This window comes from Campylobacter sputorum subsp. sputorum (assembly GCF_008245005.1).
In the GTDB taxonomy this organism is placed as follows: Bacteria; Campylobacterota; Campylobacteria; order Campylobacterales; family Campylobacteraceae; genus Campylobacter_F; species Campylobacter_F sputorum.
Map to the genome: position 1 here is coordinate 882,045 of NZ_CP043427.1, position 17,173 is coordinate 899,217.

A 17,173-nucleotide genomic window follows, 5' to 3' on the forward strand; every position below is an offset into this window, starting at 1 on the left:
TATCTTTTCCAATCTTTTTAAAAATTGCAAAATTATAACAAAAATATGTTAAAATACACGAAAGGAGTATGAAAATTTATACTTTAAAATCCACTTATCAAACACATAAACATTTAGATATATATTCTTTGATAGAATTTCATTTTGTATTTGATGCATATGAAATAACTCCAAAGTATTATGATGTATTTGAGGCTATTAGATATGAAATTTTATATAAAGTTGATGAGCTAAAAAAAAGATTTTATTTTGATAGCAAACATCAAAAACTTATATCAAAAGCACTTTATAAGTTATCCAAAAACGATAGAAAACAAAACTATGTTTTTAAGCTTTTTCCAAGAGGATTAGCTCATATTATCTATACAAATATTTTATTTAGTGATCTTATTTACATAGAAAAAAGTAGCGAAAAACCTATCATAAAAGATAAAAAAGAAAAGATAAAAAAAGAACTAAGAAGATACACCATACAGGATAAACTCCATTTTAAAAATAATTTTACAAGATTTTGGTTTAGATTTATAGAGCCAAATTTAAAATTAATAGAGCTTGGTAAATATGATTTGATGATGGAAATTATAATGGAAGATTTTGATAATTACGCAAGTTTGCCATTTGAACTTCTTGCTAAAGAAATCATAGCAAGTAGGCTTAAAATCCCACCATTTGAGATAGTAAGTTACTGGGATAAAGATATCGAGATAGATATATTTATAAAATCCAAAATTGGCTATATAGTTGGCGAAGTAAAATATAAAAATAAAAAAATTTGTAAAAATGTTATAAATGTTTTACTTAAAAAATGCGATAAACTTGGCATAAAACCAGCAAAAATAGTTTTGATTTCAAAAAGTGGTTTTAGCAATGAGCTTTTAAAAGAAAAAAATGAAAATATTACACTTTTTAGTATAGAAAATTTTAAGGAATTGCTATGAATAACAACAAAGATATAAAAAATAGTTTAGAAAATCTTATAGAACAAACTTATTTGATAGAAAAAGAGTATAAAGCGTTAAATGAATCATATATTAGTTTGCAAAGTTTTATAAAAAGCATAGTAGAAGCACTTCCAACTGCCCTTTGGGTTATAAATCAAGATGGAAGTGTATTTTTGCAAAATAGCGAAGCTGAGAGTTTGGGATTTTTGCTTGAACTTATAAATTTAAAAGAACCAAGGCAAGAAATAAATTTAAAAGCGTCATATTTTCAAGTTATTATAAAACAAAAAGATGACAAAACTATAATCTCTGCAAATGATATAACAAATGAAAAAAGAAGCGAAAGGCTAGCATCTATGGGGCAAGTTTCAGCTCATCTTGCTCATGAGATAAGAAACCCAATAGGTTCAATTGCCCTACTTTCATCAACTCTTTTAAAAAGAATTGATGATAAAAATAAACCGATATTAGAAGAGATGCAAAAGGCTATTTGGAGAGTTGAGCGTATCATAAAAGCAACACTGCTTTTTACAAAAGGTGTTGTGCCAAACAAATATAAATTTGATCTAATTTCTTTAAAAAACGAGTGTGAAGATGTTGTTAAATTATACACATATTCAAAAGATATATCATTTGAATTTAAATTTGAAAGTTGTCCTTATGTTGGCGATAAAGACTTGCTTTCTATGGTATTTCAAAATTTAATTTTTAATGCAATTGATGCTATAGAAAGTGATGATAACGATAGTGGAAAAGTTGAGATAAATTTTTATAAAACTAATACCACTTATGAGTTTGAAGTGTATGATAGCGGTGTTGCCATAGAAGACGACAATATACTTTTTGAGCCATTTAAAACAACAAAATTAAAAGGAAATGGGCTAGGATTAAGCCTTTGCAAACAGATAATAAAAGCTCATGATGGAGAGATTTGTATAAAAAACTCTCCAAAAAGATTTTGTGTTAGTTTAAAAATTTAATTCACATAATGCGTGGAGCTAAGATATCCATCATTAATTTTGTGCTTTGTTTTGAAAGTGAGTCTATAAATTTATCATAATTTGATTTTTCTTTCCAAGATGGATTACTAACCCCACTCATTTTTGCAAGTTCATTCCTTGCTTCATAATAGCTTGAAATTTTATCTATAAGCCCAAGTTTTAGTGCGTCAGCCCCTAAAAAAACTCTAGCATTCGCCCACTCATCTTTTTTATTTATATCTAATTTTCTAGCATTTGCAACCTCATTAACAAAAAAATTATAGCTTTTATCCACCAATTCTTGAAGTGCTGCTTTTTCTTTTTGATTCCATTCACGCATAATTGTGCCGCTTTGCTTGTATTCTCCCGCACTTATCGTCTGATCGCTAACGCCAACTTTTTTTGCTAATTCGCTTATATTAAATCCTTGCATAATAACGCCAATTGAGCCTATAAAACTACCTGGATTTGCATAAATTTTACTAGCCCAAATACTGCTTAGATAACTTCCACTTGCCATAGTTCCTGTTGCATAAACTAAAACAGGTTTTGTTTGGTTTAGTGATTTTATGGCTAGTGATATCTCTACACTCGGACTTAATGCACCGCCTGGACTATCAACTATGAACAAAACGCCTTTTATATTTTCATCATCTTGTGCGTCTTTAATCTCTTTTAATATATCAAAACTTGATATTATCGCACCTTGCAATGATATCTCTTTTAGATTTGCGTTTGTTATGTCTTTATTTTCTCCACTATAAAACACTAGATAAACAATAAATAAAAAAACAAATGTTTTAAAATATTTGTTTATAAATTCAAAAATCCATCTAATAGGTGCAAAAATAGCCTTTAAAAACTGCATTCATCTCCTCCTATGAAAAGTTTATAAATTTTTTACTTAATTACGCTAATTTATTTATTCTAATTTTCGCAATTTTTTCTAAAATATCAAATGTTTCTTTGCCGTTATCAAATTCTTGTTTAATGATTTTATAAAGCTCTCTTAATTCACTGGTAGCTTCGTCTTTTAGAGCTTCTTTAATGCTTACTGCTTCAATAGGTTTAAAATTTGTCTTTGATTCTTCTTTTGGATTATATTCTTGTGTTTCTTCTTTTAATTTATCTAATATTGAAATGGCATTTTTTGCATCATCTTTTGATAAAACAAGGTTAAACCTTTCTTTTAATGCATAAATTGCCAATTCATCTATACTTAAATTTTTATCAAAAATTTCTAAACTTGTTTCTCCTACAAGTAGTTTTTTTAAACTTATAGAGTTAAATTTTTGCATAAATTCATCTACATAATATGGCTTTGAGACTATTTGTCCATTTTTATCTAATGTAGCTTTATCTAAAGAGACTGGAAATTTTAAGTCAATACCTAAAACTTTACTAGAATCAATAAAATCTTTTAGCTCCCTAATTTGTTTTGTTGTAAAATTTTTATCAAACCCCATAAGCTTTCCCCAGATACTAATTTCTGGTTTTTCATCTCTTGTATATCCACTTAAAGGAGATACAAAACGATCATAAGCTTTGGCTTTATCTTGCTTATTTAATCTCATATAATCATCCAAAGAAAGATTTTTTGATATATTTTGATTAAAGCTTATTATTATTAGACACATTGTTAATATTCATATTTAATGTCTAATTGCTTTATGCTTTGGATAGCCTTTAAAAACTGCATTCATCTCCTCCTATGAAAAGTTTTTTTGCCTCTTTTGTTTGTAAGATAAGTTGAAGTAGAAGTTCACTATCTTCGCACTTTAAATTTTCATAAACAGCAATATCAGCTAATCTTCCAACACTAATTAAGCCGCTGTTTAAATTTAGCGCATTTGCTGCGTTTATTGTCGAACTTATCCATAAAATTTCAGCCAATTTATGTAAATCAAAACTATCGTGTATTAGCAAATTTGCTCTTAGTTCATCAAAAAAATTTAAACTTATATTTGAGCTAAGTCCGTCTGTGCCGATATTTAGTTTAATTCCACTTAAAATTAATTTTTTTAAATTTAGTGTTTTTTTGCTAAGAAGTCTATTTGAAAAGGCGCAATGCGTTATAGAGTGCATTTTTTTATCAAATTTAGAAAAATCATCCACATAAACACAGTGTGTGAAGAGTGTTTTTATATCTTTAAAATATTTTAAAAAACTATCTATATTATACATAGGCTCTAGATTTTTGTTGAAATTTAAAAGCCATTTTTTAAATCCGCCACTACCTTTTGTTAGCCAAATTTTTTCATGATTGCTTTCTAAGAAATGCGCAGACATTAAAAGAGAGTTGTTTTTAGCAAATTCGCACGCTTTTTTTGTAAGTATCGGATGTGTAGAATATGGCGAATGAACCGAAATGGCTGGTATAAATTTATCATTTTTGTATTTTACACTAGCATTAAATCTTTTTATAAATTTATCCCAATTATCATCACAAATTTTATCACTCGCACCTAAAATTTCATTAAAAAATACAATTCTAGCTTGTGAGTTTGCACAAATTTCCAAATCTATACCAAAACTTGAAATTTCACCTATCGTGCAAACACCACTTTTCATCATAGATTTTATAGTTTTTTCTATAAGTTTGTCATTTGCTTCTTTGCTTAAATTATCTCTAGATTTTACGATACTTTCGACCCATTTTAAAAAATCTCCATAAACAAGGGAAGTTTTATTTGAGCTAAACTCTAAATGAGTGTGAGTATTTATAAAACCTGGTGCTATTATATCATTTGAGCAATCTATGATGGTTGCGTTTTTGTATTTGTTTTTAAGTTTTTCAAAATCATCAATTTGTATTATGGTTTTTTCAAAAGCTATGGCTTTATCTTGCAAAATTTTAAAAGCATTTTCAAAATTTAGTATTTTTTTTGCTTTTATTATCTTCATATTTTTTCTTTTATAATTTTAGCTGGAATTCCAACAGACACTACATTATGAGCTATATCTCGCACAACAACGCTTCCAGCTCCTATTGTTGTATTATCGCCTATATTAATTTTTTGTATGACGCTAGAGCCTATTCCTATATGAGTAAATTTGCCAACTTTTACTCCGCCTGCTAGACTTGCATTTGGACTAAGATGAGCAAAATCTCCTATAATGCAATCATGCTCAACCACACAACCTGTATTTAAAATAACGCCGTTTCCAATGATAGCATCTGCATTTATTACTACATTTGGCATTATTACAATTCCTGTTTTTAACTTAACACTGGGTGAAATTATGGCACTTGGATGTATTAAATTTACTACATCAAAACCGCTTTCTTGCACTTTTTCTTGCAATTTTTGGCGAGTTTTATTATCTCCTATAGCAATTATGATATCAAATTTTTCTAAGTTTGAGTTAAATTTATTATCACTTGCATCATCTAAAAAAATGATATTTTCATATCCACAAGATCTTGCTATGTCTGCGACAACTTTGCCATGTCCGCTTGAGCCATATATATAAATATTTTTAGTTTTGTCCATTAAATTTTTCCGTTGTAGCCATACCTTCTTTACTTATACCATCTTTAATTATAACTTTTTTTATGGTTAAAAGTGCTATTTTTATATCTAAAAAAAAGCTTAAATTTTTAGCATAATAAACATCATATTCAAATTTTTTAGCCCAAGAAATCGCGTTTCTACCATTAACTTGTGCAAGTCCCGTGATACCTGGGCGGACATTGTGTCTAAGTTTTTGTTCATCGTTGTAGATATTTAGATATTCTATCAAAAGCGGTCTAGGGCCAATGAAACTCATATCTCCTTTTAATACATTAAAAAGTTGCGGTAATTCATCTAGGCTTAAAGAGCGAATTTTTTTGCCACAACTATTTAAACGCATATCATCTGGCAAAAGCTCTCCGTTTGAGTCTTTTTCATCACTCATTGTTTTAAATTTATAAATTTTAAAAATTTTTTCATTTAAACCTGGGCGAGATTGTGTAAAAATAGCATTTTTACTTATATTTTTTTTGATAATTATATATGTTATTAACATTATTGGCGATGTTAAAATTATAAGAAAAACTGAGCCGACGATATCAAAAAATCTTTTAAAAAATAGCCTATACATCTAAAAAATTCCTATAATACTCTATATATTGCTTGGTTATAATGTTTTGATCGTATTTTTCAAGCACTAAATTTCTACCATTTTGCCCCATTTGTTTTGCTAAATTTTCATTATCTAGTAAAGTTTCTATCTTGTTTGCTAAATCTTTACTATCTTTAACATTGCAAATTAGCCCATTATATCCATCTTTGATAGCTTCATTGCAACCACTGACATTGCTTACAACACAAGGCAAACTCATACTCATAGCTTCTAAAACCGTTCTTGGAAAACCCTCTTTATAGCTTGGTAAAACATAGATATAAGTGCCTTTTAATAGCTCTTTTACTCTATCACTCCATTTTATCCACAAGACATTTTGGTTATTTAAAAAAGATTTATCAGCACTACTTTTATTTCCCTCATATCCATCTCCAACAAAGACAAATTTAGTATCGCTTCTATCTTTTAAAATCTTTGCGGCTTCATAAAATTCCCTTATGCCCTTATGCCAAAGTGCCCTACCCATCATCAAAACTATTTTTTTATCAGTTTTAAAATCATACTTAGTTACTAAATTTGGATTAAATTCATTTGCATTCACACCAACGCTTTTTATTCTTTTTACTTTATCTTTTTTTATTATATTGTGTTTTATCATATAATCAGGGTCGCTATCATTTACAAAAATAGTTCCGTTACTTAGAGCAAATGATTTTTTATACAGCATTTCTATGGTAAATCTTACAATTTTTGACTTAATATCATTATCTATATAAAAGCTTCCAAGACCTTCTACTAAATTTAAAACAACTTTTATACCAGCTTTTTTTGCTGCAAAAGTTCCAAAAACATTGCTTTTATGTGCCGCAGTTTGAAGCATATCTAAATTTAGAGTTGATAAAATAGAAGCTAAATTTTGTGTGTCTTTTTTAACTTTTAGTGGATTTAAACTAGCTTTGTCTATCTCATATATAATTGTTTTAAATTCTTCTTGTATAGGCTTTGTATAAGCTCCGTATGGCTCGATGGCTATAACTTCGTGTCCAAGCCTTTTTAATTCACGCATAATTGGAGCTCTAAAATAATAAATACTCATATCAGAATGAGATAAAAAACCGATTTTAGCCATACTTAACAACCTTTAAATTTAAAAGTAATTTTATCATTTTTTGAGTTTATAAATTTTAGTTGATCCGTTTAAAATCACTGGTTCAAATAAATTTTTATCATAATTTTCTAATACAAAAAGTTGAATATACGCACTATCATACAAAGTTTTATCTAAAACCAAAATTCTCAAATAATCTTTCATAAAAATCACATAAAAATTGCTATTTGGATCTATGTTAAAATAATTTACATTTAATTTTTCGTTTTGATCATAACTTGTTTCAACATATGTATTTACACTATAAGAGTTGCCATTTATCGATAATTTAGTGCCATCATTACTTAATATGACATTGTTATTTAACATTATTTGATTATCATTTGTAGCTGAAAATCTCTCACTAACCATAAAAAACGGCTGGGCAAATTCTTGCCCTGTTGTCAAATCAAGTCTAGAAAAATCTAGCACTATCGGATATATGTATATCATTCTATCTGGTAAATAGTAATAAATATCTCTTGTTTGCTTTGGCAGAGTTAAATTTTCATCTTTTAATGATAATAAAAACTCATTAACATTTGTAGCATTATAATCTTTCATCATCTTTTTTAAATTTAATCCAAATTTTTCTTCATAATTTTTTTCTGTATATTCAACTTCTAATCTTGCCATATTTGCAGAGCTATTTTGATCGCTTCCAAGTGCAAAGCTAACGGCGAAGTTATCACTTCCAAGATGTTTTCCTCCATCTATGAGAGTTTTTACATCTGAATAATATCTGATCGGATAACCATAATCCCACCAAGAAAGCACATAATCTTCTCTTTTTGCAATATTTTTTAAATTATCCAAACTTTCAACTTCGCTATGTGTAAAAACAGGAAATACTTTATAATCATAAATATGTTTTAAAGATGGATATAATGCACTAAATGTTACAACAAATAAAAACACATAACCTAAAAAACGATCTTTTATATCTATTTTTGCAAAACAATACATAACAAAATAGCCAAAACCAAGAGCCATTACTGGAACTGAGTATATTGTAAATCTTAAACCACTTTTAAATGACATAAGACCCAAAAACAGAATCGGTAAAGTTAGTAGTAAAATTTTATTGTTTTTTATAAATAAAATATATCCTATAATAGATACCAAAAATACTATTAAATGCCCGCTAATCCTAGTTACAACTGTGTTAAAATCTATCGCAGAACTTTCTCTTATTGTTTGATTTACATTGAAAAATTTAAAAACAGCATCACCGCTATCTGCAATGTCTCTAAATATATAAAATTTAATGTTAAAAAGTATAGGGTTTAGCCCGCCAAGCCATATAAAGCATATTAACGAAGCCATAATTAATGCAAATATTACTTTTTTATCAAAAAATCTTTGGTAAAAATAGATTAAAGCATACAAAACAATAACTATAATAAATTTAATTTGTATAGAAAAGCTTGTGATTGCTAAAATCATAAAAACCATAGCTTCATAGTTTAGTTTTTCGTATCTTTCAAAAACAATGGTATATAAAAAAAACATTCCAATCATGGCAAGTAATAGTGAGTAAGAAGATGGATACCACCATCCATATATCGCCATAAAAACCGGAATAAATATTAAATTTACTCTCTCTTTTCTTTGAACAAGTCTTGTTATGCTCCAAAAAACCATCATAGGAAGAGTGATATTTAGCATATCCGTATCGTAATATCCACTCATTGTTCTATTATAATAACTATTTGCAATAATAGCTAGAAGTGCAGCTATAAAACCCGCTTTTGAAGCGTTTAGTTCTTTACCTATAAGTATCAAAGGCACAGCTAAGAGTGGAGATAAAAATGTACTCATATACAAAAGTATAGTTTCTAATGAAAATGGCAAAATGTTATATAACCACATGCTAAGCGTCGAAAGAGATGAGCCATAGTAAGAAAGATCGTTTGGTTGATGAAAACCAGCTATCATATCTCTTGTGCCCTCAGCAAATGCATATCCGTCATTTGTGCTTATCATAAGCTGATCATTCCATATAAAATGCGGATAAGCACTAGCCCAAACTACCCAGTAAAATCTGCAAAATATCCCAAAACAAACAGCTAAAACAATCATTAAAATAGTATGTTTAGAAAGTCTAGGTAATTTATTTAGAAATTTAGCGAAATTAAAATTTGACATACAAAACCTTGTTTTTACAAAAATTTATCCCAAAGAAAACTACAATTTTATCTTATTTTATATAATAGATATATAAATAACATTTATTTAAGCCATATTTTTATGAGTTTCTTCTATTTTTTGGATTAACTCATTTGTGATTTTAACTTTATCAAAAAACATAGCCCTTGTTTTAGCTTTTTGCTCATAAGTTTTAACAAAACTCTCATCATCTATTGCTTTTTGCATAGCATTTTGTGTAGAAAGCTCATCATTAACAGGAACCAACACACCCCATTCGTCATCGCCTAAAAGCTCCCTTGCACCACTTTTATGATCGCTTGATATGATAAATTTTCCGCACGCAAGTGCTTCTATCAAAGCATTTGAAAAGCCCTCAAAAAGACTAACAAATACAAAAGCATAACATTTGCTCATATATTTATAAGGATTTTTTTCAAAGCCCATTAAATGCACCCTATTTTCTAAATTTAACTCTTTTATAAGGTTTTGAAGTTCGTTTTTTAATACACCCTCTCCTAATATAACCAAATCAAATTTATCATTTTTAAGTTTAGAAAAAGCTCTTATTAAAAGAGAATGATTTTTACCACTATCAAGCCTACCAACGCTTAAAAAAAATGGTTTATTGAGATTTTTATCTATTTCTTCATTTGAAAGTTTGGTTATGGTTTGCATATCAATAGCATTATATAAAACCCACATTTTGTCTTTTTTTATACCAAAATTTTGCTCTAAATCAATCAAATTTCCAAGTGAATTTGGCATTATTAAATCAGCTTTTGGATACAAAAATTTAAGCAAAGTTTTACTTATAAATGATTTTAAATTTTTTTCTTTATAAAGCACTGATGGTGTTGAGCATTCGTTAAATATCATAGCTCCTTTTAATCCAAAAATTCTAGCAAAACCAGCAATGTAACAAGGGCGATTCATCCATACAAAATGTATGTCAATTCCAAGTTTATTACAAAGTTTTTTATATTTTAAGCCCAAAAATGGAAGTTTTAATAATTTTTTTATGCCATTTTCAAATGGTGCGGATTTTTCTATAAAATGAGTATTTACTTCATTTGGTATATCATAATACAACCTATCATTCATAATAATTAAATGAACTTCGTATTTTTTTATAAGCTCACCTAGCAAATTACTTACAACTCTCTCAGCCCCACCACCAGCCATAGAATAGATAAAAACAGCTATTTTTTTCATTTTTTCTCCACCAAATTTTCTATAAGGTTTTCCCATTTTTTTGTTATATTTTCAGTTTTAAAATTTTCTAAAGTAGCTTTTGTATTTTTAATTATTAATTTGCCTAAATCCTCTTTTAGTATAGCCATTTCAAGTTTTTTAGCAAGTTCATCGCTATTTCCTATATCAAATAAAAATCCAGTTTTGCCATCTTCTATAAGCTCAACTCCCCCAGCTGTTTTGCTAGAAATCCTAACACATTCATAAAATGCACTTTCTATTAGCACATTTGAAAGTCCTTCACTATATGAAGCAAGCACAAAAATTTTAGCTTTTTTATAAATTTCTTTTATATCTGTTATATGACCTAAAAATTCGATATTTAAGCTTAGTTTTTTAGCTTTTTTTTCTAAAACATCTCTTAAAGAGCCATCTCCTGCTATTAAAATGCGGTAATCTTTGAGTAAGCTTTTATCTGTTTTTGAAAGAGCGTCAAAAAAAACATCGTAACCTTTTACTTTTTCAAGTCTTGCTACGCTTAAAATTATATTTTCTTTTTCTGATATTTCTGGAAAATCTGCGAAAAATGGATTATACATTATGACGCAATTTTTTACAAATTTTGAGTAGTAATTTAAATCACTTTTTGTAAGCAGTGTTAATGCATCAACTCGCCTGTAAGCTACATTTCTTATAAAAGTAAAAATTTTGCTTTGTAAAAATTCATGAGAATTATGCTCTGTTGCTATGAGTTTATAGTTTAGCCCAAAATTTGCTATAGCGCAAGCTACGTTTGTCCAGTCTATAAAGCTTATTATGACATCTGGATTTTCATTTTTAAAACATTTTCTTAATTTTATATATTTATCAAATTTACTACTATTTTCATAAACATTTAAATTTATAAATTTTACAGACTTATCAAATTTATAAAGTCCATCATCTTTTTCTAAAATAGCTATGCAAACTTCACTATTTTTTATGAAATAATTTGCTAAAACTTGAAGCACCCGCTCTGCTCCACCATTTCTAAGAGCTGCTATGACAAATAAAATTTTCATCTCAAGCCTTTGTAAATTTTAAAAACTACCTTTAATAAAAGCGGATGAATGGCTAAAAGTATAATCAAAATCTTTTTTTTAAAATATTTTGTTTTTACCATAAAAACACTAAATAGTTTTTTTTTGATAAGATTAGAAAATTCATAAATTTTAGGATAAAACTCGCTTGATTTGCTTCTTAAGATACCAATACTTGTATCAAACATAGACGAACAAAGTGCGTAATTAGCTTCGTTTGTAAGCTCTTTATAATTTTGCTTAATCAAATTTGTAAATCTTTGCACACTATCAACAGCTATTAAGTTTTTTTGACTAAATGAATGCACGGTTGAGCCTTCTCTAATGCGGTAAAAGTAGTATTTTGTATCGCTATAAGCTATGTTTTGAGCTTTATGTATAACATCAAAAGATATGAAAATATCTTCGTAAATTCTACCCTCAGGAAAACGCAAATCATCAAAAATTTCTCTTTTATATAAAAAAATACATGGCGAAAAAGAAAGATGAGCCGTGCAAATTGCCTTTAAAAGCTCTTTTGAACTTAAAATCTTTTCAGAGCTATTTGTTTGTGCTATATCGGTATTTAGTCGATTTTGACTAAATGCTTGAAAGCTTATCATACTCATTTTTGTTTGAAATTTACTTGCCATATCATAAAGTTTTTGTATGAAATTTTCTCCCAACACATCATCGCTATCAACAAAACTTATAAAATCCCCTTTTGATTTATCAAGACCTAAATTTCTAGCACTACTTTGACCACCATTTTGCTTGTGAAAAACTTTTATGCGACTATCATTTTTTGCAAACTCATCGCAAATTTCGCCACTTTTATCGCTTGAACCATCATCTATAAGTAAAATTTCCAAATTTTTATAAGTTTGGTTTATGATGGAATTTAAGCACTCTTTTAGATAATCTTCAACATTATAAACAGGAACTATAATGCTTATTAGGCTTTTATCAAATTTATCCATTTTTTTCCTATATTTTCTACTAAAAAATCATCTCTTCTAAGATTTGCATTTTGCACAAATTTATCTCTTAAATCTTCATCTTTCATCAAATTTTCTAATCTATTTGCTATCATATTTTCATCATCAACTTCGCATAAATAACCATCAAAATTATCTTTTATAAGCTCACTTGGTCCTGCTATACAATCAGTAGAAATTCTTGCACAATCAAAAAATATACTTTCCATAAGTATATTGCAAAACCCCTCGGCTCTACTAGTTACAACAACTATCTTTGATTTTTCATAGTAAGTTTGTATATCTTTTACAAATCCCAAAAATTCAACTTTTAAATTTAGCTCTTTTGCTAAATTTTCTAATTCATCTCTTAAAACTCCATCTCCTGCTATTATAATTTTCCAGTTTTTAAGCAAATTTTTATCAATCAAACTAAGCGATTTTAAAAAAACATCAACACCTTTAAAAATTTCTAATCTACCAGCAGCTAAAATGATATTTTCTTTTTTTAAATCTCTTTTTTGAAACTCAAACATAGGATTTTGTATAATCTCAACATTTTTTACAAATTTTTTATAATAAAGCAAATCATAACTCGTTAAAACAGACAATGCCTCTGATTTTGGATATGTTAGTCGCTTTAAAATTTTCCAAATTTTTGATTTTAAAAAGCTATGATTTGTGTGTTCGCTTATAAAAATTCTTTGATCTTTATTTGCTAAAAGTGTCAAAATATTCATATAATCCAAAAAACTAATCACAGCATCAAATTTATTTTCTTTTAAAAATTTCCTTAAAACGATGAATTTCTCAAATCTTTTTGTTAAATTTTTAAAAAAACCTAAATTCTCAACACTCAAATTTGCACTCACAACCTTAACATCTGGCAAAATATCATAAAATGGTGGCATAGAGTCAAATTTAAAAATGGTAATATCAAATTCTTTACTCAAATGATTTGCTAAGACACTCATTACTCTCTCAGCTCCACCTTTTGAAAGCGTAGAGATTATAAAACAAATTTTCACTATTTTCCCTTTGTGATTTTTTTATAATCACTAAATAGCGATATAATGCGAGTTTTGAGTATGTATTTTAAAATTTCATATCTCTTAGCAAGGCTTATTTTAATTTTAGCAAAATCTCTCTCGCTTTGTATATTGCTACTACTTAAATCTTTTGGATGTGAAAAAATATCACAAAAACAGAGCTTAATGTCTGCTAAAAGCCTAGTCCAATCATCAGCAACATACAAATAATCATTTTGTAAATCTAAAATTTTTTTAGCAGCTATTTTATCTAGAGCATAGCAGCAAGCTCTTGTAAAACACCCCTTAGATAGGTCATTTACTAAAAAAAGTTCATCTTTTATATTTTTTGCAAATGCACTATAGCTATCTTGACCACCGCAAATCATAAGAGAATTTTTAGGTAAAATTTCCAAAAAACTCTCCACTTTTTCTATCATTTCATCATCGCCAATAATATCATCTTCAAAAATAAGTGCGATATCGTTGTTGCTTTTTAAAAAAGTCTCATAAACTAACTTATGACTTAAAGCACACCCTACTTCAGCTGGACTTAAAATTTTACCCGCTTTATAAAATGTCGGTGCTATATTTTTATAATAACTTAAAGCATCAAATTCACGCCCATCTATAGCTTCTATAAGTTTAAATTTATCATAAAATTTAGGAAATTCATTCTTTAAAAATTCCCTTCTTTTTTTATCTTTTTTTAAAGATATGAGATAAATTTCATATTTCAATTCTTTGTCCTTTTAAATTTCATAAAAATTTTATTTAAAATAATGGATTTTTCACTTTTGTTAAACAATATTATGAAGTTTAAAGTATATCCAAATAATAAAAATATAGTTGTAAATTTGATAAAATCTAACCAAGAATTTATGGAAATAAATTTTTTAAAAAAATAAAAAATAATCAAAAAAATAGCAAAAATAGCTATATTTATAAAAATGGGTTTATAAAAAGTAAAGATGTTTAAGCTTAAATTCAAACTCGCATTTATAATATCAAAAATCAAAATTCTCAAACTATAAAGCACAGCAGCTACGATAACAATACCAAAAAGCCCAAATTCAGTGTATTTTAAAATCAAAATTTGAGATAAAATCGTGCTAATTCCTAGCACTAAATTCGCCATAGCTGGTCTTTTAAGCTTATTTGTAACACTATCAATGTTAAACAAAACAAAAACATAAGAGATAAAAATGATAGGAACTAGTGAAATCATACAAAGCTGGTATATTTCTAAAATTTCACTTTTTTCTTTAAAATTTAGCCATAAAGTAAAAAAATCTATCCCCAAAATAACAAAAATAACACACGGCGTAGTTATGATAAAAGCTACAACTTTTATGTAAAATTTGGTCTCACTTATAAGGGCGGTAATATTTTTTTTAGAATAAATCTCAACAAGTTTTGGAAAAAAAGTAGAACAAATAGTAGCGACAAAAGACTCAATTATAAGTGGTCCGGTTTTTGATACAGATAAAATTCCCATAGCTACAGGCGATATAAAAAGATTACAAATAAGCAGATCAAGTCCTGTTAAAAGCACCCTATTTAGAGCATTAAAACTATTCCATATGCCTGAATTTAGAAGTTTTTTTACCATTTTAAAACTAAAATTTGAAATGTTAAATTTGATATCTGGGGCGATTTTTTTTGAAATACTAACAGTGCTAAAAAATACAAAAAAACTAGAAATCAAAGCACAAATTGCAACATAATATAGTTTTGGTGAAAAAAAATAAAAAAACAATATAATGCTAAGACCAAATATAATGCTAGAAATCGCATTTCTAATAGATATGATATAAATTTTATTTTTTACAAAAGCGGTGATTGTAAAGATTGTATTAAAAAGACCTAAGCAAAAATTTAAAAAATATACTAAAAACATAAGCTTTACATCACTAGTTAAATTTTGTGATATGTTTAAGAAAAATTCCAAATTTAAAGTAAAAATAACGGATAAAATAGCAACCAAAATAGTAAAAAATATATTTACAATAACAACAGTTGAAAAGTAGTAATTGGCTCTAATGCTATTTAATTTATGGTATTCTAATGCTACAAAACGCCCAGCTACGGAGTTTATAGCCACACTTAAAATATAACCATAACTTACTATGCTATTTGCTAAATTTAAAAAGCCAAAAGCTTCATTTCCCAAGCTTTTTAAAATAAATGGTGTTAAGAAAAAATTTATGCCCATTTGGACGATAAAAACTATAATGCTGCTTATTAAATTTATGCCCATTTTATTTTATAAGTCTGTAAATTTCAAATTTCATACTAAAATCTTTTGAAATATAAAGATTTTTCTAAATTTGAGTTATAAGGTAGGATTAAATTTGAATCAAATTCTACAAATTTAGTAGTTTTTTTAACATTTCCGTAAGCCATATCGGTGTTTCCACTTAATTCGTAGTAATCATAACCAATAAGAGTTTTTTTGTCTAAATTTAAATCAGTAAAACAATGATGATTACAATCAAGTTCTAAATTTTTACCAAATTTAACTTGAATTAGATATTCGTTTTTACTATCTAATTTTAATATCTCTTTTTTTTGCCCATATTTAGGATTTGGGGAAATACCCCAAAACAGCGTCGTTAAAAATAGGCAAAAAATCAGTAAAATTTTCATTTTCCTTCCCAAGCAAGAGCTGAAGAGATGATAAGTTTTAAGTCATCTTTCTTTGGTTTCCAGTTAGTTAATTTTCTTAATTTATCACTATTTGCTATAAGCATAGCAGGATCGCCATCTCTTCTTGGAGCGATTTGGGCCTTAAAATCAACACCGCTTACCTCTTTAGCAGTATTTACTACTTCTTTTACGCTAAATCCTCTACCATATCCTACATTAAAAATAGAACTTCCATTTTTACTAACATAATCCAAAACGCTCAAATGTGCATCAGCTAAATCCTCTATATGTATATAATCCCTTATGCAAGTTCCATCTTCTGTATCATAATCATCGCCAAAAATAGACATTTTTTCTCTTTTTCCAAGTATAGTTTGAGTGGCAACTTTTATAAGGTGTGTTGCATTTGGATAGTTTTGTCCGAGCATTCCATCACTACTTGCACCAGCAACATTAAAATATCTCATAATTCCGTATTTAAAATTTGGATTTGCAAGTGCTGTATCTTTTAAAATCCACTCGCTCATCAACTTGCTTCTACCATAAGGATTTATTGGTTTTTGCCCTGTTTCTTCTGTAACTTCGCCATTTTTTGGCTCTCCATAAACAGCGGCAGTTGAACTAAATAAAAATATATTTACACCGTATTTTAGGCATAAATTTGCTAAATTTATAACATTGCTAGTATTGTTTTCATAGTATTTAAGTGGCAATTGCGTACTTTCAAAAACCTCTATAAATGCCGCAAAATCAATAATAGCATCAAATTTTGACTTGGCAAAGAGTCCATCAAGATCTTCTAAATCTTCTAAGCTCATTTCTATAAACTCAAATTCTCTTATGGTTTTTAGCGAGTTTATGGCTTTCATTGAACCTTTGCAAAGATTATCTATGATACAAATTTCGTGTTTTGTCTGCTCTAAAAGTGCTTTTGTTACATGAGAGCCTATATATCCAGCTCCACCAGTTATTAAAATTTTCAT

Annotated in this window: 17 protein-coding genes; 2 read left to right on the forward strand and 15 right to left on the reverse strand. The window is 27.8% G+C overall.

What is annotated here, in order from left to right; genetic code table 11:
• Positions 1 to 68 precede the first annotated feature (68 nt).
• Complete coding sequence (locus CSPT_RS04385; RefSeq protein WP_089182483.1) at positions 69 to 938, forward strand: DUF234 domain-containing protein; 870 nt, start codon at positions 69 to 71, stop codon at positions 936 to 938.
• Positions 935 to 1,921, forward strand: a complete 987-nt coding sequence (locus tag CSPT_RS04390) for a sensor histidine kinase (RefSeq protein WP_089182484.1) — start codon at positions 935 to 937, stop codon at positions 1,919 to 1,921. Before CSPT_RS04385 ends, CSPT_RS04390 begins: the two co-directional genes overlap by 4 nt.
• A gap of 1 nt (position 1,922) precedes the next feature.
• Here CSPT_RS04390 and sppA read toward each other — a convergent pair whose 3' ends face one another.
• The 15 genes from sppA to galE form a co-directional block, all read right to left on the reverse strand.
• Positions 1,923 to 2,789, reverse strand: a complete 867-nt coding sequence (gene sppA, locus CSPT_RS04395) for a signal peptide peptidase SppA (RefSeq protein ID WP_089182485.1) — start codon at positions 2,787 to 2,789, stop codon at positions 1,923 to 1,925.
• Between the two features lie 40 nt (positions 2,790 to 2,829).
• Entirely contained in the window at positions 2,830 to 3,495 is a 666-nt protein-coding gene (locus CSPT_RS04400; protein ID WP_089182486.1) for a Cj0814-related protein, read from the reverse strand.
• 112 nt (positions 3,496 to 3,607) lie between these two features.
• Positions 3,608 to 4,825, reverse strand: a complete 1,218-nt coding sequence (gene mqnF / locus CSPT_RS04405; RefSeq protein ID WP_089182487.1) for an aminofutalosine deaminase family hydrolase — start codon at positions 4,823 to 4,825, stop codon at positions 3,608 to 3,610.
• Positions 4,822 to 5,415 (reverse strand): UDP-N-acetylbacillosamine N-acetyltransferase, encoded by a 594-nt coding sequence (pglD, locus tag CSPT_RS04410; protein ID WP_089182488.1) that lies wholly within the window; start codon positions 5,413 to 5,415, stop codon positions 4,822 to 4,824. The genes mqnF and pglD overlap by 4 nt, the downstream gene beginning before the upstream one ends.
• A complete protein-coding gene (gene pglC / locus CSPT_RS04415; RefSeq protein WP_089182489.1) occupies positions 5,402 to 6,007 on the reverse strand; it encodes an undecaprenyl phosphate N,N'-diacetylbacillosamine 1-phosphate transferase in 606 nt (201 codons plus the stop codon). The genes pglD and pglC overlap by 14 nt, the downstream gene beginning before the upstream one ends.
• Complete coding sequence (pglA, locus tag CSPT_RS04420; protein ID WP_089182490.1) at positions 6,000 to 7,118, reverse strand: N,N'-diacetylbacillosaminyl-diphospho-undecaprenol alpha-1,3-N-acetylgalactosaminyltransferase; 1,119 nt, start codon at positions 7,116 to 7,118, stop codon at positions 6,000 to 6,002. The genes pglC and pglA overlap by 8 nt, the downstream gene beginning before the upstream one ends.
• A gap of 33 nt (positions 7,119 to 7,151) precedes the next feature.
• On the reverse strand, positions 7,152 to 9,218 hold the full coding sequence (locus tag CSPT_RS04425; RefSeq protein WP_374188422.1) for an STT3 domain-containing protein: 2,067 nt from the start codon (positions 9,216 to 9,218) through the stop codon (positions 7,152 to 7,154).
• 153 nt (positions 9,219 to 9,371) lie between these two features.
• Positions 9,372 to 10,499: an N-acetylgalactosamine-N,N'-diacetylbacillosaminyl-diphospho-undecaprenol 4-alpha-N-acetylgalactosaminyltransferase gene (gene pglJ / locus CSPT_RS04430; protein ID WP_089182492.1), complete on the reverse strand. Its 1,128-nt coding sequence runs from the start codon at positions 10,497 to 10,499 to the stop codon at positions 9,372 to 9,374.
• Positions 10,496 to 11,539 carry a glycosyltransferase gene (locus CSPT_RS04435; RefSeq protein ID WP_089182493.1) on the reverse strand — a complete coding sequence of 348 codons (1,044 nt, stop codon included), beginning with the start codon at positions 11,537 to 11,539 and terminating at the stop codon, positions 10,496 to 10,498. Before CSPT_RS04435 ends, pglJ begins: the two co-directional genes overlap by 4 nt.
• Positions 11,536 to 12,516 carry a glycosyltransferase family 2 protein gene (locus CSPT_RS04440; RefSeq protein WP_089182494.1) on the reverse strand — a complete coding sequence of 327 codons (981 nt, stop codon included), beginning with the start codon at positions 12,514 to 12,516 and terminating at the stop codon, positions 11,536 to 11,538. Before CSPT_RS04440 ends, CSPT_RS04435 begins: the two co-directional genes overlap by 4 nt.
• Positions 12,492 to 13,541 carry a glycosyltransferase family 4 protein gene (locus tag CSPT_RS04445; protein WP_089182495.1) on the reverse strand — a complete coding sequence of 350 codons (1,050 nt, stop codon included), beginning with the start codon at positions 13,539 to 13,541 and terminating at the stop codon, positions 12,492 to 12,494. The genes CSPT_RS04440 and CSPT_RS04445 overlap by 25 nt, the downstream gene beginning before the upstream one ends.
• Positions 13,541 to 14,281 carry a glycosyltransferase family 25 protein gene (locus CSPT_RS04450; RefSeq protein WP_089182496.1) on the reverse strand — a complete coding sequence of 247 codons (741 nt, stop codon included), beginning with the start codon at positions 14,279 to 14,281 and terminating at the stop codon, positions 13,541 to 13,543. Before CSPT_RS04450 ends, CSPT_RS04445 begins: the two co-directional genes overlap by 1 nt.
• The gene (locus tag CSPT_RS04455) at positions 14,278 to 15,801 is read right to left on the reverse strand and encodes an MATE family efflux transporter (RefSeq protein WP_089182497.1); all 1,524 of its coding nucleotides are present in this window, start codon (positions 15,799 to 15,801) and stop codon (positions 14,278 to 14,280) included. Before CSPT_RS04455 ends, CSPT_RS04450 begins: the two co-directional genes overlap by 4 nt.
• 35 nt (positions 15,802 to 15,836) lie before the next feature.
• Positions 15,837 to 16,190, reverse strand: coding sequence for an ecotin family protein (locus CSPT_RS04460; RefSeq protein WP_089182498.1), 354 nt, complete (start codon positions 16,188 to 16,190; stop codon positions 15,837 to 15,839).
• On the reverse strand, positions 16,187 to 17,173 hold the full coding sequence (galE, locus tag CSPT_RS04465; protein WP_089182499.1) for a UDP-glucose 4-epimerase GalE: 987 nt from the start codon (positions 17,171 to 17,173) through the stop codon (positions 16,187 to 16,189). Before galE ends, CSPT_RS04460 begins: the two co-directional genes overlap by 4 nt.